General features: G+C 67.0%; 24 protein-coding genes. 22 read left to right on the top strand and 2 right to left on the bottom strand.

From position 1 onward, the window contains the following. Positions 1–13: 13 nt before the first annotated feature. On the top strand, positions 14–2035 hold the full coding sequence (locus AC5Y36_RS22140; RefSeq protein ID WP_500043113.1) for a hypothetical protein: 2022 nt from the start codon (positions 14–16) through the stop codon (positions 2033–2035). Between the two features lie 60 nt (positions 2036–2095). Here the strand turns inward: AC5Y36_RS22140 and AC5Y36_RS22145 are convergent, their stop codons facing one another. Continuing rightward, a complete protein-coding gene (locus AC5Y36_RS22145; RefSeq protein ID WP_500043114.1) occupies positions 2096–3178 on the bottom strand; it encodes an alcohol dehydrogenase catalytic domain-containing protein in 1083 nt (360 codons plus the stop codon). Beyond that, positions 3178–4365: an LLM class flavin-dependent oxidoreductase gene (locus AC5Y36_RS22150; RefSeq protein WP_500043115.1), complete on the bottom strand. Its 1188-nt coding sequence runs from the start codon at positions 4363–4365 to the stop codon at positions 3178–3180. The genes AC5Y36_RS22145 and AC5Y36_RS22150 overlap by 1 nt, the downstream gene beginning before the upstream one ends. 205 nt (positions 4366–4570) lie before the next feature. Here AC5Y36_RS22150 and AC5Y36_RS22155 point away from each other — a divergent pair, with 205 nt between their 5' ends. The 21 genes from AC5Y36_RS22155 (at position 4571) to AC5Y36_RS22255 (ending at position 26882) form a co-directional block, all read left to right on the top strand. Continuing rightward, positions 4571–5179, top strand: coding sequence for a TetR/AcrR family transcriptional regulator (locus AC5Y36_RS22155; RefSeq protein WP_500043116.1), 609 nt, complete (start codon positions 4571–4573; stop codon positions 5177–5179). A 63-nt stretch (positions 5180–5242) separates the two neighbouring features. Further along, positions 5243–6241 carry an NAD-dependent epimerase/dehydratase family protein gene (locus AC5Y36_RS22160; RefSeq protein WP_500043117.1) on the top strand — a complete coding sequence of 333 codons (999 nt, stop codon included), beginning with the start codon at positions 5243–5245 and terminating at the stop codon, positions 6239–6241. 169 nt (positions 6242–6410) lie between these two features. After that, on the top strand, positions 6411–7832 hold the full coding sequence (locus AC5Y36_RS22165) for a WS/DGAT/MGAT family O-acyltransferase (RefSeq protein ID WP_500043119.1): 1422 nt from the start codon (positions 6411–6413) through the stop codon (positions 7830–7832). Positions 7833–7845: 13 nt separating this feature from the next. Then, positions 7846–8667: a hypothetical protein gene (locus AC5Y36_RS22170; RefSeq protein WP_500043120.1), complete on the top strand. Its 822-nt coding sequence runs from the start codon at positions 7846–7848 to the stop codon at positions 8665–8667. 179 nt (positions 8668–8846) lie between these two features. Then, complete coding sequence (locus AC5Y36_RS22175; RefSeq protein WP_500043121.1) at positions 8847–9956, top strand: histidine phosphatase family protein; 1110 nt, start codon at positions 8847–8849, stop codon at positions 9954–9956. 162 nt (positions 9957–10118) lie between these two features. After that, positions 10119–11051: an acetaldehyde dehydrogenase (acetylating) gene (locus AC5Y36_RS22180; RefSeq protein ID WP_500043122.1), complete on the top strand. Its 933-nt coding sequence runs from the start codon at positions 10119–10121 to the stop codon at positions 11049–11051. Then, entirely contained in the window at positions 11048–12082 is a 1035-nt protein-coding gene (gene dmpG, locus AC5Y36_RS22185) for a 4-hydroxy-2-oxovalerate aldolase (protein ID WP_500043123.1), read from the top strand. Before AC5Y36_RS22180 ends, dmpG begins: the two co-directional genes overlap by 4 nt. Positions 12083–12119: 37 nt before the next feature. Then, positions 12120–12482 carry a hemophore-related protein gene (locus tag AC5Y36_RS22190; protein WP_500043124.1) on the top strand — a complete coding sequence of 121 codons (363 nt, stop codon included), beginning with the start codon at positions 12120–12122 and terminating at the stop codon, positions 12480–12482. 114 nt (positions 12483–12596) lie between these two features. Further along, positions 12597–13757 (top strand): 3-ketosteroid-9-alpha-monooxygenase, oxygenase component, encoded by a 1161-nt coding sequence (locus AC5Y36_RS22195; protein WP_500043125.1) that lies wholly within the window; start codon positions 12597–12599, stop codon positions 13755–13757. Between the two features lie 35 nt (positions 13758–13792). Then, positions 13793–14974, top strand: a complete 1182-nt coding sequence (locus AC5Y36_RS22200; RefSeq protein ID WP_500043126.1) for an acyl-CoA dehydrogenase family protein — start codon at positions 13793–13795, stop codon at positions 14972–14974. A gap of 1 nt (position 14975) precedes the next feature. Further along, positions 14976–15890, top strand: a complete 915-nt coding sequence (bphC, locus tag AC5Y36_RS22205) for a biphenyl-2,3-diol 1,2-dioxygenase (protein ID WP_500043127.1) — start codon at positions 14976–14978, stop codon at positions 15888–15890. A gap of 27 nt (positions 15891–15917) precedes the next feature. Beyond that, on the top strand, positions 15918–16919 hold the full coding sequence (locus AC5Y36_RS22210) for a quinone oxidoreductase family protein (RefSeq protein ID WP_500043128.1): 1002 nt from the start codon (positions 15918–15920) through the stop codon (positions 16917–16919). Further along, on the top strand, positions 16916–17269 hold the full coding sequence (locus AC5Y36_RS22215; protein WP_500043129.1) for a hypothetical protein: 354 nt from the start codon (positions 16916–16918) through the stop codon (positions 17267–17269). Before AC5Y36_RS22210 ends, AC5Y36_RS22215 begins: the two co-directional genes overlap by 4 nt. Continuing rightward, positions 17262–17912 (top strand): Dabb family protein, encoded by a 651-nt coding sequence (locus AC5Y36_RS22220; protein WP_500043130.1) that lies wholly within the window; start codon positions 17262–17264, stop codon positions 17910–17912. Before AC5Y36_RS22215 ends, AC5Y36_RS22220 begins: the two co-directional genes overlap by 8 nt. Beyond that, positions 17909–18814, top strand: a complete 906-nt coding sequence (locus AC5Y36_RS22225) for an SDR family NAD(P)-dependent oxidoreductase (protein ID WP_500043131.1) — start codon at positions 17909–17911, stop codon at positions 18812–18814. The genes AC5Y36_RS22220 and AC5Y36_RS22225 overlap by 4 nt, the downstream gene beginning before the upstream one ends. Before the next feature lie 36 nt (positions 18815–18850). Further along, positions 18851–20161 (top strand): amidohydrolase family protein, encoded by a 1311-nt coding sequence (locus AC5Y36_RS22230; RefSeq protein WP_500043132.1) that lies wholly within the window; start codon positions 18851–18853, stop codon positions 20159–20161. A 256-nt stretch (positions 20162–20417) separates the two neighbouring features. Beyond that, positions 20418–22508, top strand: coding sequence for a nuclear transport factor 2 family protein (locus tag AC5Y36_RS22235; RefSeq protein WP_500043133.1), 2091 nt, complete (start codon positions 20418–20420; stop codon positions 22506–22508). A 107-nt stretch (positions 22509–22615) separates the two neighbouring features. Continuing rightward, positions 22616–23245: a TetR/AcrR family transcriptional regulator gene (locus tag AC5Y36_RS22240; protein ID WP_500043134.1), complete on the top strand. Its 630-nt coding sequence runs from the start codon at positions 22616–22618 to the stop codon at positions 23243–23245. A gap of 11 nt (positions 23246–23256) precedes the next feature. Continuing rightward, complete coding sequence (locus AC5Y36_RS22245) at positions 23257–25041, top strand: N-acyl-D-amino-acid deacylase family protein (protein WP_500043135.1); 1785 nt, start codon at positions 23257–23259, stop codon at positions 25039–25041. After that, positions 25038–25964, top strand: a complete 927-nt coding sequence (lipP1, locus tag AC5Y36_RS22250; protein WP_500043136.1) for a LipP1 family hormone-sensitive lipase — start codon at positions 25038–25040, stop codon at positions 25962–25964. The genes AC5Y36_RS22245 and lipP1 overlap by 4 nt, the downstream gene beginning before the upstream one ends. Before the next feature lie 156 nt (positions 25965–26120). Next, positions 26121–26882 (top strand): 2-keto-4-pentenoate hydratase, encoded by a 762-nt coding sequence (locus tag AC5Y36_RS22255; protein ID WP_500043137.1) that lies wholly within the window; start codon positions 26121–26123, stop codon positions 26880–26882. The last annotated feature ends 50 nt before the right edge of the window (positions 26883–26932 follow it).

Here is a 26932-nt window from a genome sequence, read left to right on the forward strand (position 1 = left end):
CAAAGGAGTTGGAGTGAAAAAGAAGGTACGCAAAGTACAGCGCCGGACGGTGCTCTCGACTGCGATCGCCAGTGTTGCGATCCTGGCCGTCGCCGCGCCGTCGGCCGGCGCCGAGGCGACGGCGGCGTCGGTGGTGTTGCTCTCCTCGGACAGCGCCCTGCAGCCGGTGATCGATCAGATCGTGGCCAATATGCAGACGGCGCAGCAGTCCTTCGAGGCGCTGCCGTTCGCCACACCGGACAGCAACGCCATGCTGATGGCGAGTCTGCAGGCCACCAACTACGAACTGCTGATGTCTGCCGGCCTTTCGCAGGCCACCCACGGTCAGGTGTTCGTCCAGGTGCCCGAAGTCACGGCCGGGGACGCCGCGGGATACCGGCCCTACTTCCAGTTCTTCACTCCCGACATCTACTACCGCACACTGCAGGGATTCGACCCCAACGCGACCTACGAGCTCACCGGCACCGTCGGCGCGGGCACCGGGGGAATGGCCCTCATGCCGATCTCGGTCGGCGGTTCCTCCGCTGAGGGCGGTGGCGCCCTGGAACTCGGGCACAGCCTGGTGGTCAACCCCGACGGCACCTTCACCGTCTACATCGGTCCCGACGCCCCCGACGGCGCGGCTAACGTCATCGACAGCACCCACGCCAACGCGTTGCTGATCCGCGACATGCTGAGCGATTGGGCGGTGGGCGGCAGCAACTTCCACATCGAGTGCGTGACCGACTGCGCGCCGATCAACCCGGGCATCACCGACACCGGGTTGTCGCCCGACGTGATCAGCATGCTGCTGCACACGGTCGCTCCCGGGGTGATCCCATTCAATCAACTGAACATGCAACTGGCCGGCGCTGCGGGAATCCTGCAGCCGGCCAACACCATGAGCAACCTGGCTTCTCAGGGCGGCTACGGGGTGGCGCTGCCCAGCGCCGCGGCCTCTTCGGGGCATTTCGACTTGAACCCGGGCGAGGCGCTGATCGTCAAAGTCCCGCAGGTGGAGTCGGGCATGAACGGTATCGAGCTGATGAACGTCTACGGCACGAACCTGCCCGCCACCCTGTCGCAGACCAGCCTCAACGGCAGCCAGTCCTTCTACGCCCACGACGGGTACACCTACTACGTGGTCAGCGCCACCAACCCCGGTGTGGCGAACTGGCTGGACAGCAGCGGCGTCACCAGCGGTGAGATCTACATGCGGTATCAGAACATGCCTGAGGGCGCCGTGCCCGCCGGCGGCCTACCGGTGCAGACCGAGGTGGTCTCGGTGGGCGACGTGTCGCAGTACCTGCCGGCGGACACCCCCACCGTCAGCCCCGCCCAATTCGCCGCCGACATGACCGAGCGGGTGATGTCCTACGACTACGCACTGGATACCGCCCGGGTAGCCGGACAACCCGGCTGGGTGACGCAGGAACTGTGGCTGCATGACATTCAGGCCGCGATGGGACCGTCGAATTTCGAGGCGGTGTTCGGTGAGCAGCCGTCGACGCCGATGTGGCTGCGGATGACCGACGCACTCAGCCCGGATTGGCTGGCCCTGACCAAGGCGTTCCTGACGAACCCCGCCGACAGCTGGTCGGCGGTCCAGGACAATTGGGACCTGGCCGCAAAGGATGTCTCGCTGCCGCTCCAGTTGATGCAGGCGCTGCTGGAAAAGAACCTCGACCAGACGTCCGAAGCGGTGCAGGCCGCGTTCGCGTCCGGCGACCCGATGCAGGTGCTGACCGCGCTGTTCACCGGTGGCCAGCAGTTCGGCTCGATCCTGACCGAGGCGCTGTTCGACCCGAACACCAGTATCACCGCGGGCCTGCTCAACGCCCGCGACGACCTGGCGACCGCGGTCTTCACCGCCACCGGCGGCTTCCCTGATGTGGCGAATCCGCTGGCGACGCTCCAGTGGGCGTTCCTGCCGGGGCTGGCCGGCTCGGGTGGGGATCTCAGCACGCTGCTGGACCCGTCGGTGTGGGCGGGTATCGATCTGAGCGCAGCGCTGAACCCGACGGACTATTTCGCGTCGCTGTTCGACTTCAGCTGACCCGACGCCTGACCCCCGTGGCCGTCATGGCCTCGGGGGTCAGCGCGTGGTCGTCCGGTCTCAGCCGGCCGCGGCGGGCCCCCGCGGCAGCACCACGATCTTCACGTGCTCGTCGGGCGCCCGCAGCGTGCTGAAGGCGTCGGCCACCCCGTCGAGATCGACCCGACCGGTGATGATCGCCTCGGCGTCGATCTGACCGTCGGCCAGGCGCCGCAACGTCACGTCATAGGGGTCCTGGTAGTCGCCGTGGCCGAAGTTGATCGCGATCCGGCGGAACTGGCCCACCACCGGAATGATCGGCTCCTCGGCGAAACCCGCTGCCAGCACCTGGATCCGGGAGTTGAACGGCAGGGTGTGCAGCAACTCGTTGAGCATGCCGGCCCGGCCGCTGCACTCGTAGGCGATCAGGATTCCGGTGCCAGCCTGACCGACCACCGGATTGCCCTCGGCGATCGTGCGGGTCCACAGCTCGATCGGGTCCTGCTCAATCGGGTTGACGACCATGTCGGCGCCCATCGCGGCCGCCACCTCGCGGCGCTTGCGCGACGGGTCGGAGGCGATGACGAAACGCGCGCCGTGCGCCTTGGCCGCGACGATCGCGCCCAGCCCGATGGTGCCGCAGCCGATCACCAGCGCCGAGTCGTCGGCGGTGAGACCGGACTGCTGCACGTGCATCTCGCCGACGTGCAACGGCTCGGCCAGCGTCGCGTGCTCCAGCGACAACCCGTCGGGAACCCGACGCACCCAGAAGCCGTCGACGACGATGCTCTCGCCGAAGGCCCCGTGATAGGTGTTGGAGTACCCGATGATCGTCGGGATCCCGGTCGCGGTGTCGGTGGCCAGCCCGATACCTGCCACCCGATCGCCGACCGCGAAATCGATCACCTGGGACCCGATCTCGGTCACCACCCCGGCGTATTCGTGTCCGAGCACCACCGGCGCGTCGGAATCGAACGTGGCCAGCGGATAGCCCGCGTTTAGGGCCACCTGTACGAAGCGGCACGGGTCCTTGGTCATCGACAGGTCGCTGCCACAGATCCCGCAGGCGGCCACGTCGATGCGGATCTGGTGTGGGGCCAGCGCCGGCGGGTCGGCGACGTCGGTGACGGTGAAGGTGTCGTCGAGGTACTGTGCCGCGCGCATCACTGGGCCCCTGCCGTCGCGGGCGCACCGTAGTAGTCGGTGTGCGCCTTGGTCAGCGCGCCGATCAGCTGACCGACCAGCAGTTCGCGGTTGTCCTGCGCGAACTGCAGACTGGCTTCGCGGTTGCGGTTGCGGTTGCGGAAGTGCGGAACCACCTCGGAGGCGAACAGCTCGTAGCTGCGTTTGGTGTTCTCCCAGTCCGCCATGTCCACGTGCAGGATCAGCAGGGTGCCGAAGCCGCCGGTCTTCTCGACCAGCCGCTCGATCTGGGCGATCGCCTGGTCCGGGGTGCCGATGATGGCCTGACCGAACTCGCCGATGGTGTCGTTGCGCCACTGATCGATGATGCCCTTGGGTGTGTTCGCCCAGTCCGGCTGCTGGCCGGTCTGGCGGTTGACGTAGGCGGCGATGGCGCCGATCCGGCGGCTGACCGCCCGCTCGGCATCGGCTTCGCTTTCGGCCAGGAACATCGGGTTGACCAGCCGCCATTTCGACCGGTCGGCGATGTGCCCATGCTCGGCGCTGACCTTCTCGTAGATCTCCCAGTTACGGTCGAGGGATTCGAAGCCGGCCGGGGAACTGGCGGCCAGCGACATCAGCGACAGGCCGTTGCTGCCGGCCAGCACCGACCCGTTGGGCGAGATCGTGGAGGCGGCCACCACCTCGATCCCGGCCGGGTCGTAGGTCGGCAGCTGGGCGCGGGCGTCGCGCAGGGTGAACCAGTCGGTCGCCATGTTGACCACCTCGCCACGCAGCAGCGGCAGGATGGCGTCCAGCGCTTCACCCTGCATCCGGCGCTGCTGGGACGGGTCGATGCCCATCATGTGCGCGTCGAGCGGAATCTTGCCCGGCCCGGTCCCGAAGATGACACGTCCGCGAGTCTGCAGGTCCAGCTGGGTGATTCGGTCGACGGTGATCAGCGGGTGGTGGTAGGGCAGCGACACCACGCCGGTGCCGAACCGGATCCGCTGGGTTCGTTCCGCGGCGGCGGCGATGAACTGATCCGGGGCGGGAACGATCTCGGCGCCGGTCGAGTGGTGCTCGCCCATCCACGCCTCCTCGAACCCCAGATGGTCGAGGTGCTCCATCAGATCCAGGTCCCGTCGCAACTGCAGGGCCGGGTCGGCATTGAGCGGATGGTAAGGCGCCAGGAACGCCCCGAACCGGATCGAGTCAGTGGTCCACATGCGGTCTCCTCAGGTCTTCGCGAACGACAGAATTAGATCAAGTGATCCAATAATTGGCAAGGGTGTACTGCTTGGCCCGTGACAACACTCCAGCTCTGAGCTTGTTTTGCCGGGCCGAGAACGGTACAAATCCGGATATGGAAACCGATCGAGTGACCCAATATTGACCGCCGCCGTCAACAATCGCCAGGGTGCGGCGACCCGCGTGCGGCTGATCAAGACAGCCGAACGGCTCTTCGCCGAGCACGGCGCCGACGCGGTGTCGGTGCGGGCGATCAATGCGGCCGCCGGGCTGGGCCCGGCCTCGGTGCATTACCACTTCGGCAGCAAAGACGACCTGGTCGCGGCCGTCCTGCTCGACTTGGGTGCGGCAGTCCGCGATCAGATCCGCGTCAACACCGACGCGCTGGCCGCCCTACCGGATGCGCCGAGCACTGAAGCGCTGGTGCGTGCGGTCACCGAGCCGTACCTGGGACTGCTACAGCGCCAGCGGACCCGCGGCATGCGATGGATCAAGATCGTCACCCAGCTCTCCCGGCAGGGGCACCCGGCCTTCGAGTTGACCGAGCAACACCTGCGTGACCGGTTGCTAGACGAGGTTCGTCGGGCATTCCCGCACGCCGATCCCGACCGGGTGGCGCAACGCTGGGCGATCGCGGTGATGGGATTCCTGCAGGCGCTCAGTGGTGCCGACGACTGGAATCCGGGCGGCGCCCGTCTCACCGCCGACGAACTCACCGGCTTCTACTCCGACCAGGTCACGTTTCTGGTCGGCGGGCTCGATCGCCTGCTCGGCCCGCCGGTGTCCCGGTAGCCGGGATCGGCCCGCTCCGTCGGCCGGGGAACTATGTGACGATCACCCCGGATAGGGGTGAACATGCGTGTATTAATAACTGGTGGAACCGGATTCGTCGGCGGGTGGACCGCGAAAGCGGTCATCGATGCGGGGCACGAGGTACGGTTCCTGGTCCGTGACCCCGCTCGCCTGACGACGAGTGTCGCCAAACTCGGTGTGGATGTGTCGGACTACGCCGTGGGTGACATCGCCGACGCGGACTCGGTGGCACGGGCACTGGATGGGTGTGATGCCGTCGTGCACAGCGCGGCGTTGGTCGGGACCGACCCGAAACAGGCGGCCCGGATGATGACCACCAATCTCGAGGGTGCCCGCAATGTCTTGGGATGCGCCGCAGACCGTGGTCTGGACCCGATTGTGCACGTTTCCAGCATTACGGCGTTGTTCCGGCCGGGCCCGCAGACATTTCACGCCGACCTACCGGTAGTCGGGGGCTCCGACGGTTACGGTCGGTCGAAAGCGGAGGTGGAGCGCTACGCCCGGGGCCTGCAGGACACCGGCGCGCCGGTGATCATCAGCTATCCCGGCATGGTGCTCGGGCCGCCGGTCGGGAACCAATTCGGTGAAGCCGCCGAAGGCGTGCGGGGCGCGCTGCAGGTGAAGGCGCTTCCCGGTCGCAGTGCCGCTTGGCTGGTGGTCGACGTTCGTGACCTGGCCGCCCTGCACGCCGCACTTTTGGAACCCGGCCGCGGCCCGCGCCGCTACACCGCCGGTGGTCACCGGCTGCCCGTTCGGGAGGCGGCCGCGCTTCTGAGCGATGTCTCCGGAAGCGCGGTGCACTCCGTTCCGCTGCCCGACGCGATGCTGCGCGCCACCGGGTGGTTGCTGGACCGGGTGGGGCGGGTGCTGCCGCTCAATGCGGCGTTCAGCGAGGCGGGGATGCAGTACTACACCGGCATGCCGGCCTCCGACGATTCCCCCAGCCGCCGCGACCTGGGTATCGCCTACCGCGATCCCCGCGAAACCCTCACGGACACCGTTGCGGGACTGCGTGCCGTGCCCGGCGACGACGGGTCCTAGTCGGGTCCTGGCGCCATCCGGCGACCGAATGCGTTGGCTCTGATCGGATTTCCGCTCGTACCGGCAGGGTGCCTCGTTTGCTGCTGTCTCACTGATCGGGATCGGGAACACGAACCGTGCCGGAACGGCGTTACGTTCGCAGCACAATCCCAGGTGAACGGAGTACATGATGGTGAACCGGCTGTCGGGCATGGATGCCTTCTTCCTGTCCATGGAAGGCACTGCGTGGCCCCAGCACACCCTGGGTCTGATGATCTTAGATCCAAGTGAGGCAAAGGGTTTCAACTACCACACGATCCGGGATCACCTGAAGAACCGGCTGCCGCACATGCCGCAGTTCCAGCGCCGCATCCAAGAGGTGCCGTTCCAGCTGGACCGGCCGGTGTGGGTCGACGACCCCCGGTTCAGCTTGGACCAACACGTGCACCACATCGCGCTGCCGGCCCCCGGCGGTGAGCGGGAACTCTCCGCGGTGGTCGGTGAGATCCTGGCCCGCCCGCTCAACCGGCACCAGCCACTGTGGGAGAGCTGGTACGTGGAAGGCCTTGAGGGCGGCCGGGTTGCGTTCATCGCCAAGACCCACCACGCCATGGTCGACGGCGTCTCGGGTGCCGGGCTGTCCTCGGTGCTGTGCGATGTGGTGGCGGACGCGCCCGAGCGCCCGGCGCCGCCCGACGAGAAGCCGTTGGCGCCGCCCTCGGGTATCGAACTACTGGCCCGCGGTGCGGTGACGAACCTGCGCAATGCGCCCAAGCTGGTGCAGTTCGTCGGCCAGACGGTCAGTGGTGCGGTTACCCAGATCGGCCACCAGCGGCGCGCCGATCCGCCGCCGCCACGGCCGATGAGCGCCCCGCGGACCGCGTTCAACGGTGTCATCGGAACCCACCGCGGGTTCGCCTACTGCTCGCTGCCGCTGGACGACGTCAAGCTGGTCAAGAACCACTTCGGCGTCAAGGTGAACGACGTGATCCTCTGTGTCGTCGCCGGTGCGCTGCGGTCCTACCTGGCCAAGCGCGACGAGCTGCCGGACAAGCCCATCCTGGCCAGCGTCCCGATGTCCACCCGGTTGCCCGAAGACATCGAGATGGGCAACCTGGTGCACCCGATGGTGGCGTCACTGGCAACCGACATCGAAGATCCGGTCAAGCGGCTCAACATGATTCACCGTGGCATGAACACCGCCAAGGAGCTGGCCGAAGAGCTGGTGCGCAAGCAGACGGTAGGGATGACCGACATAGCCCCTCCGATCCTGCTGGGTGCGCTGTTCGGATCGCTGCGGGCGGGCAAGTTGGAAAAGCGCCTTCCACTGGCCACCAACCTGATCGTGTCCAACGTGCCCGGGCCGCCCATGCCGCTCTACATGGCCGGTGCGCGCATCGAGCACATCTTCTCGGTCGGCCCGTTGACCATGGGGATGGGCATCAACGTCACCGTGTTCAGCTACGGCGAATACGTCGATGTCGGCGTCCAGGTCGACCCGGCGATGGTCGAGGACCCGTGGGAGGTGTTGTCGTTCGCCGCGGCCGAGTTGGACCAACTGGTGGCCGCCACCAAGCCGGCCCGCGGACGTAGTCGTACCAAACGTCGATGATCTCCCTCCGCCGATGACCGAGTCCGGGCCGCCGCCACCCCGCCGCAACCTGCGCTGGGAGGATCCGTTCCGGTCGCTGGAGGTGGTGAACGCGCTGCTGTCCTCGGTCGGCGTGCCGTCGATCACCGCCGGCGCGACCGCCCCGTACCGGAGCCTGTTCACCACCCTGCAACGGCAACTGGTGGGCCGGGAGGTCACCGCGCAAGTCGGCAAGCACGATGTCACGTTGACCGTCACCGAATTCGACTCACCGCTGGACCCGCGGGGACTGGCCGTCGGCCAGTTCGGCGAGGTCCGGCTGGCGGCCCGCGACATCTCGTGGGGCCCGCATCGCCTCGATCGCGCCACCGCGCTATTGGAGAACGTGCATGTGCGGCCGGGCATGCCGCCTGTACTGGTCGCGGCCCCGGTCACCGTGTCCGCGGAGTTGTCGGCGGAAGCCGTCTATGCGGTGGTGCACCAAGCCGTGCCGCGGCTGCAAGGTGAGCTGCGACCCGACGGCACCGCCCGCCTGCGCTGGTCGCGACGCCCTCGCTGGGGTGCGCTGCAGGTCGGCGTGTCGGCGGCGGGCTCCACCCTGTGGTTCAAACCGCAAGCACTGGTGATCCGGGGCCGCCCGTGGCGGCTGCCGGCGTGGATACCGTCGTACCCGGTGCGGCTGCCGGCCCTCCCACAGGGTTTGACGGTCACCGGCGCCGGCATCGACGCCGAGACGCTGCGCTGGTCCGGACTGCTGCCGCAGTGGCGAATCGAGCTGCCACAGGTCGATGACCTGCTCAAATACGTCAGCGGCCGGGCCGGGACACTCAATTTGCCGTGGCTGCGCGGCAGCTGACGAGCCACCCGGAACATATTTTGCAAGTGAGATAATTATCAAGTTTTCCTGAGATGGGACAAAGAAAAGTTATCTCGCTCACTGAGACAATCGGTTGGTTTATTACGTAACGCCGACTAACGTAACGGCTCACTGTGAGGTCAGTCACAGTCCAGACCTGAGAGTTAAGGGAGACCGCAATGCAACTTGCCACCCGCTCCTTGATCACCGCCGGCGTCGCCCTGGCGGGTGCCGGCGTGATCGCTGTTACCCCGGTTACCGCGCCGTTGCCCGGTGTTTTGGCAGCCGATATCCAGCTCACCGCCGACGAGAACCAGGACATTCTGCTGGAGTTCGTCCGTCACGGGACGTCGACCGACAACGTGCAGCTCATCAACGGCACCACGGCACCGGGGGCGCACCTCACCGGCGACCCCTACCCGTTCGCCTACAACGGCGAGGCGCAGGCGGAGGCCGTCGGGCAGACCCTGTACGGGATCTACGGCCCGGGTGGCACCGACCCCGGTGTGGACGGGATCTTCGCGTCGGGCCTGATCCGGACCCAGGAGACCGCGGCGCCGTTCGCCGACCTGATGGGGATGAACGTCACTAACCTGGGCGGCCTCAACGAGATTCAAGCCGGCATCTGGGAAGGCCTCCAGGTCTCGACCGGCGACGAGTTCAAGAACCTGGCATTCACCTATCTGGCCGCCCCGATCGCCTGGACCTACGGGTTCTACTCGGTGCCGCTGCTGGGTTCCTCGGACTACAACGGAATGGCATTCGAGGACCGCTTCAGTGACGCCGTGCAGACCATCTACAACACCAGCATCAACGCCGACGACCCGTCCTATCAGGACGTGGCGTTCTCCCACGGCGCGGCGATCATGGCCTGGGTGCAGATGAACGTCGACAACCCCGACCCCTCGCTGATCTGGACGCACCCGCTGACCAACGCGAGCCAGGTGGTGCTGAGTGGTAATCCCACCGACGGTTGGCACCTGGTCAGCTGGGACGGGGTTGCCCAGCCGGACGCCGACACCGCGACACAGTTGTTCGTCGAGTTCCGGGACTTGATGACGGTGCCGCAGATGGCGATGTTCCACATTCAGCAGGCGCTGCTCACCACCGACGCCACACAGATCACGGATGCGTTCAACACGGGATTCACCGACATCTGGAACGAGATGCTGGCCTTCCCGCAGCAGGTGTGGAACACCCTCATGGACGCCTTCGACCCGGCTCCGGCGGCATCGGTCGCCGGCGACATGATCGGATCGGCGTTGGCCGACGCCGCCTCGGCGATCTAACCCCCGATTCACTCTGCGTCCACCACGCAAAAGTTCGCGAGAACTGCGTGGTGGGCGCAGAGTCATTTTGGGAGACCGTTTGTCCCGCACAGCGGAATCAGCCCAGGCGGCGTGATGCGGTGGCTGACATGGTTAGAGCTGATCTCGTGTGGAGGAGTCTCTGTGGCTACAAAGGCATCGGTTGCGATTGTCGGGTCGGGGAATATCAGTACTGATCTGTTGTACAAATTGTTGCGGTCGCAGTGGTTGGAGCCGCGGTGGATGATTGGTATTGATCCGGAGTCTGAGGGGTTGGCGCGGGCGCGGAAGTTGGGGTTGGAGACTTCGGCGCAGGGTGCGGATTGGTTGTTGGCGTTGGAGGAGAAGCCGGATTTTGTGTTTGAGGCGACTAGCGCCTATGTGCACAAGGCGTACGCGCCGAGGTACGAGGCGGCCGGGATCCGGGCCATCGACCTGACGCCGGCGGCGGTGGGTCCGGCGGTGATTCCGCCGGCGAATCTGCACGAACACGTGGATGCACCGAACGTGAACATGATCACCTGTGGGGGGCAGGCGACGATTCCGATTGTGTATGCGGTGTCGCGGGCGGTCACCGAGCGGGGCGGGGTGGTGCCGTATGCGGAGATCGTGGCCAGTGTGGCCAGTGTGTCGGCGGGGCCGGGGACGCGCGCCAACATCGATGAGTTCACCAAGACCACCTCGGCGGGTGTGCAGACCATCGGTGGTGCGCAGCGTGGTAAGGCGATCATTATTTTGAATCCGGCGGATCCGCCGATGATCATGCGCGACACCATTTTCTGCGCGATCCCCGAGGACGCCGACCGGGAGGCGATCACCGCGTCGATCAAAGAGGTGGTCGCCCAGGTGCAGACGTATGTGCCGGGCTACCGGCTGCTCAATGAGCCGCAGTTCGACGAGCCGTCGGTGGTCAACGGCGGCAACCACGTCGTTACGACGTTCGTCGAGGTGGAGGGGGCGGGGGATTATCTGCCGCCGTATGCGGGGAATCTGGACATTATGACCGCGGCCGCCACCAAGGTCGGCGAAGAAATCGCCAAGGAGATGGCTTCGGCTACCACAGGAGGACGGTCATGACATCGATCTGGGATGTGCGGATCACCGACACCAGCCTGCGCGACGGGTCGCATCACAAACGTCACCAGTTCAGCACCGAGGAGGTCGCCGCGATTGTGGCGGCGATCGATGCGGCCGGGGTGCCGGTCATCGAGGTGACCCACGGTGATGGGTTGGGCGGGTCGAGTTTCAATTACGGGTTCTCCAAGACCCCCGAGCAAGAGCTGATCAAGCTGGCGGCGCAGACCGCGAAAGAGGCCAGGATCGCGTTTTTGATGCTGCCCGGTGTGGGTACCAAAGAGGACATCAAAGCTGCGCAGGACAATGGCGGCTCGATCTGCCGGATCGCGACGCACTGCACCGAGGCCGACGTCTCCATCCAGCACTTCGGGTTAGCGCGGGAGCTGGGTCTGGAGACGGTCGGGTTTTTGATGATGGCCCATACCGTGTCCCCGGAGAAGCTGGCCGGCCAGGCCCGGATCATGGCTGATGCGGGCTGTCAGTGTGTGTATGTGGTGGATTCGGCGGGTGCGCTGGTGCTCGAAGGGGTGCGCGACCGGGTTCAGGCGTTGGTCGCCGAGCTCGGTGAGGACGCCCAGGTCGGGTTCCACGGGCATGAGAATCTGGGGCTGGGTGTGGCGAACTCGTTGGAGGCGGTGCGGGCCGGTGCTAAGCAGATCGATGGGTCGGTGCGCCGGTTCGGGGCGGGGGCCGGTAATGCCCCGGTGGAGGCGTTGATCGGGGTGTTCGACAAGGTCGGTGTCAAGACCGGCATCGATTTCTTCGATATCGCCGATGCCGCCGAGGAGGTGGTGCGCCCGGTGATGCCGGCCGAGTGTGTGTTGGACCGCAACGCGCTGATCATGGGCTATTCCGGGGTGTATTCCAGCTTCCTCAAACACGCCGTGCGCCAGGGCGAGCGCTACGGGGTACCCGCCCACGAACTGCTACACCGCGCCGGGCAACGCAAACTGATCGGCGGCCAAGAAGACCAACTCATCGACATCGCCCTGGAAATCCAACGCGAACAAGCCGCCGCAGCCGGTCGGTAGCCTGGACTGGGTCCGCCCCCGACCAGAGGAGTGCCCCATGACGAGCAACGGTGTGCGCCGCGGACTGGCCGGCGCGCTACTCAGCCTGGCGGCGCCCGCGGTGATCGCGCTGCCGGTCGCCGGCGCCCGCCCACCGGCCGACCCCTGCAACCCGGCCACCGTGGCCGCGGTCAGCAACTCGATCAACGGGTACCTGAACCGGCACCCCGACGTCAACCAGTCGCTGATCGACATCAACACCCAATCGCCGGGCAACGCCAACGCGGCGTACATGGACTATTTCGCCGACCACCCGGATGTGGCCAACGAGCTCCGCGCGCTCAAAGGGCCGTTGAACGATCTGCAGTGCGTCAACACCTCGTTGCCGCCCCAGGTGGTCAACGCGCTGCTGGCGCTCTAGCAGCGGGACCGTTCCGAGGAACTTGTCCACTCACCGAGACAACGCCTCGCTGCCATTTCCCTGCGGGCGCACCATCGACAGCAACACCACGGGCGTTGACGGATGGAGAATTCAATGGGGAATCCTTGCGGCGAGAGCCAATCCCGGCAGGACAACAGGGAAATCCGGCAGATCGAGGCGGACGGCCCACCCGCCCGGTTCGCCCGCGGCTGGCATTGCCTGGGCCTGGCGAAATCGTTTCGGGACGGTCAGCCCCACCGCATCGACGCATTCGGCACCACACTGGTCGTCTTCGCATCGGAGTCCGACGATGAACTCCATGTGCTCGACGGATACTGCCGGCACATGGGCGGCAACCTCACCCAGGGCACCGTCAAGGGTGACTCCATCGCCTGCCCGTTCCACGACTGGCGCTGGGGCGGCGACGGCAAATGCACCGCAATCCCCTACGCCAAGCGTGTACCCCGGGTGGCCCGCACCCGCTCCTGGCCGACCTTGGAGCGCAACGGCCAGCTGTTCATCTGGCACGACCCGCAGGGCAGCCAGCCCAACGACGAGGTGACGATTCCGGTCATCGAGGGCTTCGGCACCCCAGAGTGGACCGAATGGACCTGGAACTCGATGCTCGTCGAGGGCTCCCACCCGCGGGAGATCATCGACAACAACGTCGACATGGCGCACTTCTTCTATGTCCACTACAACATGCCGCGCTTCTTCAAGAACGTGTTCGAGGGCCACGTCGCCACCCAGTACATGCGGTCGACGCCACGCAAGGACATCGTCGTCGGCACCAGCTACGGGGACCCGAACTCCACGCTGCGCTCGGACGCCTCCTACTTCGGGCCGTCGTACATGATCGACAAGCTCTGGGTGGAGGCCCACGGCACGATGGTCGAGACGATCCTGATCAACTGCCACTATCCGGTGTCCCAGAACTCGTTCGTGCTGCAGTACGGGGCGATGGTCAAAAAGCCCGAGGGCCTTGGCGACGCCGAGGCCGAGCAGATGGCGGCCGAATTCGCCCGGGGAGTGGAGATCGGCTTCGAGCAGGACATCGAGATCTGGAAACACAAGGCAACGATCGACAATCCGCTGCTCACCGAGGAAGACGGGCCGGTGTACCAGATGCGCCGCTGGTATCAGCAGTTCTACGTGGACATCGAGGACGTCACCGAGGACATGACCCAACGTTTCGAATTCGAAATCGACACCGAACGCGCCGTCGAAAACTGGGAGGCTGAAGTGGCCGCCAACCTCGCTGCCGCCAACGGCTGACCCGACACCCACGACCCGACAGACAAAGGACGACCATGACCTACCAGGTGCTCGACAACATCATGGCGATCGCCGATCAACTCCGCGATCAAGCGCCCGAAGCCGAACTGCTCGGCAGGCTGCCCGACGAGACCGCCAAGGCGCTCAAGCTGGCCGGCACGATGAAGCTGTTGCAGCCCAGCACATACGGCGGACTCGAGGTGCATCCGCGCGAGTTCGCCGAGACCGTGATGACGGTGGCCTCGCTGGACGGCGCGTCCGGCTGGGTTTGCGGCGTCGTCGGTGTACACCCCTGGCAGCTCGGCTTCGCCGACCCGAAGGTGCAGCAGGAGGTGTGGGGCGCCGACGACAACACCTGGATGGCGTCGCCGTACGCGCCCACCGGCATCGCCACCCCGACCGAGGGCGGCTACCGGTTCAGCGGCCGCTGGCAGTTCAGCTCCGGCACCGACCACTGTGACTGGATCTTCCTGGGCGCCATGCTCGGCGACGCCGACGGCAACATCGCGACACCGCCGGCCATGCTGCACATGATCCTGCCCCGCAAGGACTACACCATCGTCGAGGACTCCTGGAACGTGGTGGGCCTGAAGGGAACCGGTTCCAAGGACATCATCGTGCGCGACGCGTTCGTACCCGACTACCGGGTGATGAACGGTGACCACGTGATCGACGGAACCGCTCAGCGCCAGGCCGGCGTCACCAAGACCCTGTTCAAGATGCCGTGGTCGACGATGTTCCCGCTCGGGATCAGCTCCGCGGTGATCGGTATCGCCGAAGGTGCGCTGGCCGCGCACCTGGACTACCAGCGCGACCGGGTCGGCGCCCAGGGCACCGCGGTCAAGGATGACCCGTATGTCCTCTACGCGATCGGCGAAGCGGCCGCCGACATCAACGCCGCCCGCCAGGAAATCCTGGCCAACGTCGACAAGATCTGGGACATCGTCGAATCCGGCCGCGAGGTCACCTTCGAGGAGCGGGCCGTTGGCCGGCGCACCCAGATCCGGGCGGCGTGGCGTGCGGTGATGGCCGTCGACCAGATCTTCGCCCGCTCCGGCGGCAACGCCCTGCGGATGGACAAGCCGCTGCAACGGTTCTGGCGGGACGCGCACGCGGGCCTCAACCACGCCATCCACGTGCCCAACACCGTCTATCACGCCGCAGCCCTGTCATCACTGGGCATCGAGCCGGCGGAATCGCTGCGGAAAATGATCTGACGTGGCAGCCGACATCAAGGGACTGGGTTATCTCAAAATCCAGACCACCGACATCGACCGCTGGCGCACCTTCGCCTTCGACGTTCTCGGATTCGCCACGGGCAGTGGCCCCGACGCGGACGCGCTGTACCTGCGGATGGACGAACGCGCCACCCGGATCATCGTGGTCCCCGGCGACACCGACCGAGTCGTCGATATCGGCTGGGAGGTCCGCGACGGTGCGGCACTGCGCCGGGTACGTGCGGTACTCGAGGATGCCGGCACCCCGGTGACCGTCCTGTCGACGTCCGACGCCGATGCGCGCCGCGTCGAAGAGGTGATCGCATTCACCGACCCCAACGGCATCAACGTCGAAGTCTTCTTCGGGCCCGTGCTCGACCACAGCCCGCTCGTCACCCCGTTCGGTGCTCGTTTCGTCACCGCTGCACAGGGATTGGGTCATGTGGTGTTACCGACCACCGACCCGCAAGGCGCGTTCCGGTTCTACACCGACGTGCTCGGATTCCTGCCGCGCGGCGCCATGCGGCTGCCGGCTCCGCCGGAGTACGGTCCGCTGCGCATCCGGTTCCTCGGCACAAACGAGCGTCACCACAGCCTCGCGCTGTGCCCGGTACCGCGCGGTGGCGCGCCCGGGCTGATCCACATCATGGTCGAAGTCGACACCCTCGATGCGGTCGGCCAGGCACTGGACCGCGTTGGGAAGCACGGGTTCTCGTTGTCGTCCACGCTGGGCAGGCACACCAACGACAAGATGGTGTCGTTCTACGTGCGGGCACCAGGCGGCTGGGATGTGGAGTTCGGAACGGACGGCATGAAGGTCGACGAGACGTTCTACACGGCCGAGGAGATCAGCGCCGACAGCTACTGGGGCCACGACTGGTCCGGCGGCGAGATGCCCGCCGCCATGCAACCGTGACCCCGCGCGACTAGAGAAAGAAGTGGAATGTCAACACTGATGCGCGCCATGGTGATCGACGGCTTCGGCGGCCCCGAGGTGCTGCGTGAAGCGACCATCGAACGACCGACAGCACGGCCGGGCAATGCCGTGATCCAAGTCGCCTACTGCGCGGTGAACCCGGCCGACTGGAAGGCGCGCGAGGGCTGGCTGTCGAGCTTCTTCGACTACCACTTCCCCTTCGTTCTCGGTTTCGACGCGGCCGGCGTGGTCGCCGAGATCGGCGAGGGGGTAACCGGGCTGGCCGTCGGCGACCGGGTCGTAACCTCCACCAACCAGGGGCTCGGCGAGAACGGAAGCTACGCCGAATTCGTTGCCTCCGATGTCGACCGGGTGGTCAAACTGCCGGACCACGTGCCGTTCGCCCAGGCCGCGGCGATTCCGACCGCCGCGATCACGGCCTACGAGGCGGTCATGGACGTCGGACAAGCCGGTCCGGGCAAGCGTGTGCTCGTTCACGGTGGCGCCGGCGGGACCGGCAGTTACGCCATCCAGCTCGCCGGGATCGCGGGCGCCACGGTGGCCACCACCTGCAGCCCACGCAACGCCGACTATGTCCGCAAGCTCGGAGCCGAGCAGGTCATCGACTACCACACCCAGGACGTCGTGCAGGCGACCAGGGAGTGGGCGCCCGACGGGGTGGATCTGGTGGTGGACACCGTCGGGCAGGGCACACTGATCAACGCGATCGAAGCGGTCAAGCGCGGGGGCATCGTCGCGCCGATCGGCACGCTGATCGCCGATGAGCCGCAGTGCGATCCGGCCCGCGCCGAGGAACTGGGCGTCACCGTGATACCCACGATCTCCAACCATCTGCGGCAGGGGCGGCAACTGCGGGCCCTGATCGGCCTGTTGGCCGACGGACAGCTTGTCGCACCCGAGATCACGACGATGCCGCTCGATCAGGTCGCTGATGCGCATCGCCGTGTTCAGGACGGCCACGTCCGCGGCAAACTCGTCCTCGTTGTCGACCCGGAGCTCGGGGGATGAGTAGCCCGGGCCCCATCTGGGTGCTCGACGACGTCACCGTCTCCGCCGGGCAGGGCCCCGCTTTCCTGGCCGCCTATCACGAACGCTACGTGCCCGTCGTGCAACAGTGCGGACTGCGGCTGGTGCACGAGTTGGTCGAGCCGGCGATGTGGCTGGACGACGAGCCGAATCGAATCCTGTTCCTCTGGGCTGCACCGGATCCCGACGCAATCTGGCAAGCCAAACATGCACTGCGCCGAGACCCGGCCGTCGTGCAGTGGTGGCAGCAACAGGCGCCGTCGATGATCGAGCACCGGCGGCGGGCAACGCTGGCCGACGCCGACGTGTTGGAAACGCTGGACGATGTATAGCCTGCTGGACGTCGTCACCTTGACCGACACCGGCCGCGACGAGACGACCGATGCGCTGCGGCGAGCGGTGGCAGGGCTGCCCGGCCTGCGTGGCGGCGTGATCGCACCCACCCTCGACGGCACCTACAACGGTGGCGACCTGATCGTGCGGCGCACCTTCGACGACAAGGACGCCGCCCGTCGGGCGACCGTCAGCGACGCGGGCCGCGCGGTCAGCGGCGTGCTCGACGATCGTGCTCGTGTCTCCCACGTCGAACACGTCGGGTTCGGTCCCGGCACGACCGGCGGACCCGGCGGCGGGGGAGGGGTCTATCGGGTGGCGCTGTTCTGTGCGAACGTCGATCCCACCGCCGAACGCCTGGATGCTTTCGCCCGCCACACCCGGGCCATGCCGTCACGGGTCCGCACCATCCGCCGCTGGCAGCTGACCCAACCCGACGAGACGGCCGGCACCCGAAACTGGACCCACGTCTGGGAACAGGAATACGCCGAGCTGTCCGGCCTGCACGGCGCGTACATGATGCACCCCGTCCACTGGGCACACGTCGAGCGCTGGTTCGATCCCGAATACCCCGAATGGCTCGTCGACACCCAGCTGGTCCACACCTTCTGCGCCATCGACGGACCGGCGGTCATCGAGTGAGAGAAAGCCCACCCGATCTGGCCGGACGCACCGCCCTGGTCACCGGCGCGAGCCGCGGCATCGGCCGCGCCATCGCCCAGCGCCTGGCCGCCGCGGGTGCCACCGTGGTCGTCAGTGCCCGATCGACCAGCGCACCGACCGCCGGCACCCGTTTCGGCGCGGTGCGGCACATCGCCGGCACACTGGAGGAGACGGTTGCGCTGATCCAGGACGCGGGGGGCCAGGCCCGCATCGTCGCCGCCGACCTCGAGGATCCAGCCCAGCGGGCCAGCCTGGTGGCGCGCGCCGCCGAGGCCGCCGGGGGCGGCCACCTGGACATCCTGGTCAACAACGCCGGTTTCGCCGACTACGCGCGGATCGATGAGATGTCCGCCGACACATTCGAGCGCACCGTCACCCACTATCTGCGTGCGCCATTCGATCTGTGCCGCGCGGCCATCCCCGGGATGAAAGAAGCCGGCGAAGGCTGGATCGTCAACATCGGGTCGGTGACTGCACTGCCGCCCCGGCACCCGTATCCCGACGTCGCCAAGGCCGGCGGTGACGTGCTCTACGCGTCGGTCAAGGCGGCGCTGCACCGTTTCACCCAGGGACTCGCCGCCGAGCTCATCAACGACAACATCGCGGTGAACATCGTCGGACCCTCGACCGCGATCCGCACGCCCGGAGCCGCCGACCTCATCCCGGAGGGCTACCAGACCGAGGACGTGGCGTATCTGGCCGAGACGGTGCTGGCGATGTGTCATCTGCCGGCCGAGCAGCGAACCGGGCAGGTCGCGTTCTCCATGCACTGGCCGCACCATCACCGGCTGCGGGTGATGAGCCTCGACGGTCGCACCGAGATGCCGCCGGCCGAACCGCCGGACTGGTCGCATCCGAGCATCATTGCCGCGGGGATGTGACCATACTGGGCTAGACCGCAACCGGCAGGAGATGTCATGACAGCCTGGAACACCATTGACCGCTACGTAGTCATTTCCACCGACACCCATGCCGGGGCCGACCTTCTCGACTACAAGCCGTACCTGCCGACCGTCCTGCACGACGAATTCGACGCGTGGGCGCAAAGCTACGCCAGCCCGTTCGACGATCTGGTCACCGCCACCGCCGACCGGAACTGGGACCACGAGCTGCGCATCGCCGACATGGACGCCGACGGGGTCGCCGCCGAGGTGTTGCTTCCCAACACGGTGCCCCCGTTCTTCCCCGCCACCCCCAACATCACCATCAGCCTCCCGCGCACCCGCCACGAATTCGAGCAGCGCTGGGCCGGCGTGCAGGCACACAACCGCTGGCAGATCGACTTCTGTTCGCTCGCCCCGGCCCGGCGCCGCGGCTTGATCCAGATATTCCCCAACGACGTGGACGCGGCGCTGAACGAAATTCGCTGGGGCAGTGAGCAAGACTGCTTCGGCGGCGTGCTGTTGCCCGCGGTGTCGCCCGGCGACCCAAATGTCGCGCCGCTTTTTCATACCCGCTACGAACCGATCTGGGCGCTGTGCGAAGACCTCGACCTGACCGTCGTGCAGCACGCGGGTGCGGGCAGCCCCAGCATGCCGATGGACCAGCCCGCATCCAACGCGGTGCTGGTCACCGAGATGGCGATCTGGGCGCAACGCACCCTCGGGCACCTGATCCTGGCCGGGGTGTTCGAACGGCACCCGAGGTTGCGTTTCGTACCGACCGAGCAGGGAACCTTGTGGGTGCCTCCGCAACTCGCCGTTCTCGACGCCATGGTGCCGGTGATGAAATCGGAGGCGGGCAACCGCACCTACGGGATGTTCGGCGGATCATCGGTCGATGAGCTGACCATGACCCCGACTGAGTACACCCAGCGAAACTGCTATCTGGCAAGCGAACTCACGCCCTACGAGTCCTCGATGATCGACCTGATGGGGGCCGATCACATCATGTGGGGCAGCGATTACCCGCATGAAGAGGGTTTCGCGCCGCACTCCAAGCTGGCGATCCGCTGGGCTCTGCACGACCAGCCGGTCGAGGTCTGCCGCAAGATTCTGGCCGGCAACGCCGCCCGGCTCTACCGGTTCGACCTGGATGCCCTGGTGCCGATCGCCGCAGCGGTCGGGCCGACGGTCGCCGAAGTGCGCACCCCGCTGCAGGACACCGGCTATCGGGCCCCGGCCGCGTTCGCCTACCGGCCGTTCGAGGGTGGGCTGGCCTTGAAGCGTCGCGCCGCGCCGCTGGAGCTTGTCAGCCAGGATGAAGCATCCTCCCGGGATATTTGCTGAACACCGTGTTCTAGAGGGTTTGCCAGCTGGGACGCGCCCCGAATGTCCCAGCTAGCGAGACGCTGTGTAGCGCGCAACGGCGACGCATTGTCCACTTTGGTGGAATGTGAGGCAGGTTACATTCGCCAAAAGTTCGCCAAAGGGGCCATCAGGCTTCCGCGAACCCGAAAAAGGGGCTCGAATGACCGAAAAGAAGCTGGACCGCAGCAGCCAAAACCGAACCGTGCCCGCTGCGCATGCGGTTCGAACTGGCGGCATGACTTCGAATAGTTATGGCCCGCGGCATCGAATGATCGTCGGAGCGACCGCGGTGGGAGCGTTCTTGACATTCGGGATGGCACCGCTGGCGACGGCGCCCACCGCGCAGGCGGATTTCGACTGGCTGGCCGATCTGTTCGACGCGAGTTCGGCAGGAGACGGCGTCGCTCTTCCTGCCGAAGGTATCGACCTGACCGGTCAGCTCGACTGGGCCGGTCAGTTTGACGCGTTCTACGCCACCGCGCATGCCCAAATGCAGGATTTCATCACCGACCCGGCTAACGCGGCGTTCCTCAACGCGATCAACACCCCGTTCGTCGACCTGTTCGGCCGGGTTCTGATCGGAAACGGCGTCGACGACTTCGCCGGAACCAACGCCTCACTCTTCGGGTCATCTGGCCTCTTTGGCGATCTCAGCGACGGGGGCTTCCTATTCGGGGACGGCGGAGACGGTGCCGCCGCCGCCTTCCATGATGGCCAACTGCTCGCCGCCGCTGCCGGCGGTGACGCCGGACTGTTCGGCAACGGAGGAACCGGCGGCGCCGGCCTCGACGCCGACTTCAGCGGAACCAACACGGTCGAGGCTTCAGCCGGCGGCGCCGGTGGAACAGGCGGCTGGCTGCTCGGAGACGGAGGCGCTGGTGGGGCCGGCGGCCAGGGCTGGGCCGATACGTCGGGTACTGGCGGCCTGGTGGCGCATCTCGGTGGTACGGGTGGCGCCGGCGGCGACGCGCACTTCTTCGGCGCCGGTGGGATCGGCGGTCACGGTGGTAGCGGCGGCACGGGCCTGAGCGGAGCCGACGGCACGCCAGGTGAGATTTTTGTCGGCAGCGCTCTCGGAGTCGCCGGCGGTGACGGCGGTAACGCCGGCAATGGTGGTGTAGACGGCGCCGGCGGAAACGGTGGATCGATCATCGGCGACGCCGGCAGCGGCGGCAGCGGCGGTGTCGGCGGCGTGGGTGGAGCGGGCGGCAGCGGCGCCAACGGAACTCTCGACGCGCACGGCACCATCACCGGCCTGCCCACGGTTGGCGGCGACGGCGGCACCGGTGGTGTTGGCGGCGCCGGCGGTCAGGCGGGTACGGTGCTCGCGCACTTCGGATCCGCAGGCCACGACGGCGCTCAGGGAGCCGGTGGAGACGGCGGCGCCGGCGGCGCCGGTGGCAGCGCCGCAGCCGCCAACTTCCTGGCCAATGGCGCAAACGGCGGCATCGGAGGTACCGGGGGCACCGGTAGCAGCGCCGGTGCCGGCGGCTTCGGCGGGGCTGGCGGGTCGGGCTTCACCGGGGGCAACGGCGGCGATGGCGGCAGCGGAGGCGCCGCGGGCGGCGACGGCATCGGCGGCGCCGGCGGTGACGGCGGCGCCGGCGGCCAAGGTCTGGCCAACGCGGGCGCCTTTGGAACCGGCGGCCACGGCGGAAATGGCGGTGCCGGCGGCGACTCCGACGCCGACAACGGCACCGGTGGTGCCGGCGGTGACGGTGGCGCGGGCGGTAACGTCGTCGGCTACAACTCGCTGGAGGGCAGCGGTGGCCAGGGTGGCGCCGGAGGCACGGCCAGCGGTGACAACGGCACCAATGGCGAAAACGGCGCGGTCGGCAATGCCGGCACCGGCGGATCGCACGACGACGGCACCGGCGCGAACTATCAAGCCGTGCTCGGGGTGGACCGCGCCGAAGTTAACGACCTCATGGCGAAATACGACCTTTACCATGACTACAAACACGCCGACGCCTGGGCTTCGTTGTTCACGCCCGATGGCGTATTCAAATACGTGACCAGCTCTGACCCGAATGCGCCGGTTTATACGATCACCGGTCACGACAATTTGATGCAGGTCGTTGAACACGGAACGCGGGTGCATATTGCCGAAGACACGCTCATGGTGCGCACCGGACCCGACACGATCGTGGCGTTCACGCCGGTTCAGACAATGCTCAATGGTGAGCCCGCCGGCATCGGCGGTTACCTGGACCACCTGGTGAAAACCCCGGAGGGCTGGCTGTTTGCTGAGCGCTTTGCGGGTGTCTACGGCGCCGGCGACCTACCCCCGGAACTGCAGCCCTGGTTGTCGCCGTCCAACCCATAAACGCGCCGACCCCGCCTGACCCGGTCGAGTGAACACATCTTGCAATCTGTCCACTGACGTTGCTAGGTTGACTTCGGCTAGTGAGACCGGGCAGGCGGAGGTGGGCCGTGGGCAATACCGCGGAGGTCAGGTACCGGCCGGCTGATGCCGCCGCGTCGGTAGCCGACCGACTGCTGGACGCCACCGAGAAATCGCTGCTCGCCAAGGGAATCCGTGCCACCACCATGATCGACGTCGCCGAGCTGGCGGGGGTGTCGAGGTCCTGGCTGTACCGCCACTATCCCGACAAGCCGGCCCTGGTCGGTGCGGCGATCGTGCGGCTGGTCGAAACCAGCTGGGAACAGGCGTCCGCCGAGATCTCGGCGATCGACGGCTTCGAGGACCAGCTCGTCGCCGGGGTGAAGATCGGCCGGCGCGCCTACGACGACCCGGGCACCCTGCTGATGCGACTGCGGACCAGCGAGCCCGAGGAGTTCGCGGCCTGCGCGGGCGCCGGTGTCCTGGGCCTGGTGCCCGATCTGGCCGGCTTCTGGCGCCCGTATGTGCAGGCGGCGCTCGACCGCGGCGACATCCACAAGAACACCGATATGGGCGAGGCCAGCGAGTGGATCGCCCGCGTGATGATCAGCCTCGGCAGCGTGCCCGGCAACTTCCTGAACCCCGATGACCCGGCCGCGCTGCGCCGGCACTTCCGGCGCTACGTCCTGCCGGCCCTGCGGATGAATCCCGCCGAATAAGAGGAGTTTTGGTGGCATACGACACGATCATCACCAACGGACTGTGGTTCGACGGGACGGGTGCGCCCGCGGCGATCCGCAACATCGGCATCCGCGGCGGGCGCGTCGCCGCGATCACCCCGGAACGCCTGGACGAGACCGGCTGCCCACAGGTGCTCGACGCGACGGGCAAATGGGTGCTGCCGGGCCTGCTCGACATCCATACCCACTACGACGTCGAAGTGCTGGGCGGGCCCGGGTTGTCGGAATCGGTGCGGCACGGTGTCACCACCGTGATGCTCGGTTCGTGCTCGCTGTCGGTGGTGCACGTCGACGGAACCAACGCCGGAGACCTGTTCGGCCGTGTCGAGGCCATCCCGCGCGAACACGTGATCACCGCCGTCGATGAGAACAAGACCTGGTCGGATGCGCGCGGCTACGTGGCCGCCCTCGAGGCGCTGCCGCTGGGCCCCAACGTCGCCTCCTTCATCGGTCATTCAGATATGCGCGCCGCCGCCATGGGCCTGGACCGTGCGACCCGCAAAGGGGAGCGGCCGACCCACGCCGAACAACAGCAGATGCAGCAGTGGCTGACCGAGGCTTTGGACGCCGGCTTCGTCGGTATGTCGTCTCAGCAGTTGTTGTTCGACAAGATCGACGGCGAGATCTGCCGCTCCCGCACCCTGCCGTCCACCTATGCCGGTGCGCGTGAACTGCGCAGGCTGAAATCGCAACTGCGCAAACGAGGTCGGGCCCTGCAGTCCGGCCCGGACATCCAGAACCCGCTGAACCTGGCGTCCCAGGCCGCGCAGTCGCTGGGCTTGCTGCGCAGGCGGCTCAAGACGTCGCTGCTGTCGGCGGCCGACATCAAGGCCAATCCGTACGCGATCGCGATGATGGGCCCGCTGGCCCGGGTCATCAACAGGCTGGGTGGCGACTTCCGTTGGCAACACCTGCCGGTGCCGTTCGAGGTTTATGCCGACGGCATCGACCTGGTGGTGTTCGAGGAGTTCGGTGCTGGTGCCGCGGCGTTGCACCTGCGTGACGAGGTCGAGCGCAACCAGTTGCTGCGCGACGAGAGGTACCGCCGCAAATTCCGCAAGCAATACGACAGCAAGTTCGGCATCCGGGTCTGGCATCGGGACTTCTTCGACGCCCAGATCGTGGCCTGTCCGGACACGTCGATCGTCGGAAAGTCGTTCGGCCAGGTCGGTGAGCTGCGCGGCGGCCTGCACCCGGTGGACGCCTTCCTCGATCTGGTGCTTGAGTATGGCCGCGAGCTGCGTTGGCGCACAACGATCTCCAACCACCGTCCGGAGGTGCTCAAGAAGCTGGCCGCCGACCCCGGAATCCAGCTGGGGTTCTCCGACGCCGGCGCGCACCTGCGCAACATGGCGTTCTACAACTTCGGCCTCCGGCTGCTGCGGCATGTGCTCGAGGCGCAGCAGACGGGCCAGGCGTTCATGACCATCGAGCAGGCAGTGCACCGGCTGACCGGAGAACTCGCCGACTGGTATCAGATCGACGCCGGCCATCTCCGAATCGGCGACCGGGCAGACCTTTTCGTGCTGGACCCGGCGAGGCTCGACGAGTCTCTGACCGAGTACGCCGAAGACGTCGTCGACCAGTACGGCGGCCTGTCCCGCATGGTCAACCGCAACGACGACGCGGTACGGACCGTTCTGATCGGGGGTCAGACTGTGGTTGATGCCGGTCAACCGACCAGTACCCTGGGCGCTCGGCGTACCGGAAGTTTCCTGCGCGCCGGGCAGAAGGTGACCGCGGTATCCGGGGACCCGAGTATGGTCAGCGCGTGAGCGTCGACCCCGAGATCGCCGAGCTACTCCCGGTGCTCACAGCGGGGTTCCCGCAGGTCGAAACGATGACGGGCGCCGAGGCGCGGGCAGCGATCCGCGCTCGCCTGCAACCGGTGCAGGACCCCGAACCGTGCGTCGTCGAGCAGCGCACCCTGCCGGGGCCGGACGGCGAAATCCCGGTCCGCGTCTACTGGCCGGCCGAGCGGCCCGACGGCGCGCTTCCGGTGGTGGTGTTCGCACACGGCGGCGGGTTCGTGTTCTGCGACCTGGACTCCCACGACGGACTGTGCCGCGCCATGACCAACGGACTCGGCGCGGTGGTGGTATCGGTGGACTATCGCCTCGCCCCGGAGGCGCGCTGGCCAGCGGCCGCCGACGATGTGTACGCGGCCACCACCTGGGTGGCGCGTAACGCCGAGGAGTTGGGTGCTGATCCGGCCCGGCTGGTGGTCGCGGGGGACAGCGCCGGCGGGAACCTGGCCGCGGTCACCGCGGTGATGGCCCGCGACCGTGGTGGACCGGATATCGCCTGCCAGGCACTGCTGTACCCGGTGATCGCGGCGGACTTCGCCACCGAGTCCTACCGGCGGTATGGGGAAGGCTTCTACAACACCGCCGCGGCCATGGCCTGGTATTGGGAGCAGTACCTGCCGACGGTTGCCGACCGCGGCCACCGGTACGCCTCCCCGATCCAGGACGTAGGTGCCGGGCTGCCGCCGGCGGTGGTGGTCACTGCGGGCTGCGACCCGTTGAGCTCCGAAGGCGAGGCCTATGCGCAGGCCCTGGCAACAACAGGTGTCGCAACCACGCATCGGGCCTACCCGGGCGGGATTCACGGGTTCCTGACCATGCCGATGCTGCAGCTGACCCAGCGGGCCCGGCAGACGCTGTGGGCCGATATCGCGGAGGTCCTGTCCGCCTAGCCGCACGAGTGCAATCCGCGTACCGCTGAGCGGGACTGCCAGTTGAACGGTGTCGTCCCGCCTCGCAAGCTTGATCCACTGACCGTGCAGGGGAGAACAATCGTGTCGCCAGTGATCAGTATCGCTGAGGTGTCCGAACGCGCCGCGGCGGCAACCATGTTGTGGCGGGCCGAACGGCTGTGCCGTCCGATCGCGCCGATTCACAATGCGTTTCCAGATCTGGATGTCGACGACGCGTATGCGATTCAACGACGCAACATCGCGCGCAGAGTGGATGCCGGTTCGGTGATCTGCGGGCACAAAGTGGGCCTGTCATCCCCGGTCATGCAGCAGATGATGGGGGTCTACGAGCCGGGTTACGGCCACCTGCTGACCGACATGATGGCCGACGACGGCGACACGGTGAATCTATCCGGGCTCTACCAACCCCGCATCGAAGTCGAGGTTGCCTTCGTGCTGGGAGACTCACTGCCCGGCCATGATTGCACCGAGCGCGATGTGCTGGACGCCACCGACTACGTCACGGCGTCGATCGAGTTGATCGACAGCCGAATCGAGGATTGGCGCATCGGCATCGTCGACACCATCGCCGACAACGCGTCCGCTGCGCGTTTTGTGCTGGGTGCCCAGCGCTGCGCACCGCGGGCCCTGGACCTGGCCGACATCGACGCGGTCCTCTACTCCGGCTACCGCTGGCGCGAAGTGGTGGTCACCCGCGGTAACACCGCTGCGGTGCAGGGAAACCCGGTCGCTGCGGTGGCCTGGCTGGCGCGTACCGTGGCGCGGTCGGGCGTGCAGCTGGAGGCCGGCCACACGATCCTGTCCGGTTCGTGCACCCGGGCCGTCGACGTCGCCGCCGGTGATCGGTTCCGGGCCGAACTGGCCGGGATCGGCGCCGTCTCAGTCGAATTCTGCTGACCGACGGGCGGCCGTGCGCGTCGAGTGTGAATCCACGCCGCGATTCGGGC

Source organism: Mycobacterium sp. NGS50, assembly GCF_059812545.1.

Bases quoted from the DNA above. Each gene is read 5' to 3' on its own strand.
- dmpG (WP_500043123.1), top strand. From the start codon at position 11,048: ATGACATCGATCTGGGATGTGCGGATCACCGACACCAGCCTGCGCGAC.
- AC5Y36_RS22255 (WP_500043137.1), top strand. From the start codon at position 26,121: ATGTTGTGGCGGGCCGAACGGCTGTGCCGTCCGATCGCGCCGATTCAC.
- AC5Y36_RS22170 (WP_500043120.1), top strand. From the start codon at position 7,846: ATGACCGAGTCCGGGCCGCCGCCACCCCGCCGCAACCTGCGCTGGGAG.
- AC5Y36_RS22220 (WP_500043130.1), top strand. From the start codon at position 17,262: ATGTATAGCCTGCTGGACGTCGTCACCTTGACCGACACCGGCCGCGAC.
- AC5Y36_RS22200 (WP_500043126.1), top strand. From the start codon at position 13,793: ATGACCTACCAGGTGCTCGACAACATCATGGCGATCGCCGATCAACTC.
- AC5Y36_RS22160 (WP_500043117.1), top strand. From the start codon at position 5,243: ATGCGTGTATTAATAACTGGTGGAACCGGATTCGTCGGCGGGTGGACC.
- AC5Y36_RS22145 (WP_500043114.1), bottom strand. From the start codon at position 3,178: ATGCGCGCGGCACAGTACCTCGACGACACCTTCACCGTCACCGACGTC.
- AC5Y36_RS22195 (WP_500043125.1), top strand. From the start codon at position 12,597: ATGGGGAATCCTTGCGGCGAGAGCCAATCCCGGCAGGACAACAGGGAA.
- AC5Y36_RS22215 (WP_500043129.1), top strand. From the start codon at position 16,916: ATGAGTAGCCCGGGCCCCATCTGGGTGCTCGACGACGTCACCGTCTCC.
- AC5Y36_RS22190 (WP_500043124.1), top strand. From the start codon at position 12,120: ATGACGAGCAACGGTGTGCGCCGCGGACTGGCCGGCGCGCTACTCAGC.
- AC5Y36_RS22230 (WP_500043132.1), top strand. From the start codon at position 18,851: ATGACAGCCTGGAACACCATTGACCGCTACGTAGTCATTTCCACCGAC.
- AC5Y36_RS22150 (WP_500043115.1), bottom strand. From the start codon at position 4,365: ATGTGGACCACTGACTCGATCCGGTTCGGGGCGTTCCTGGCGCCTTAC.
- AC5Y36_RS22210 (WP_500043128.1), top strand. From the start codon at position 15,918: ATGTCAACACTGATGCGCGCCATGGTGATCGACGGCTTCGGCGGCCCC.
- AC5Y36_RS22175 (WP_500043121.1), top strand. From the start codon at position 8,847: ATGCAACTTGCCACCCGCTCCTTGATCACCGCCGGCGTCGCCCTGGCG.
- AC5Y36_RS22165 (WP_500043119.1), top strand. From the start codon at position 6,411: ATGGTGAACCGGCTGTCGGGCATGGATGCCTTCTTCCTGTCCATGGAA.
- AC5Y36_RS22235 (WP_500043133.1), top strand. From the start codon at position 20,418: ATGACTTCGAATAGTTATGGCCCGCGGCATCGAATGATCGTCGGAGCG.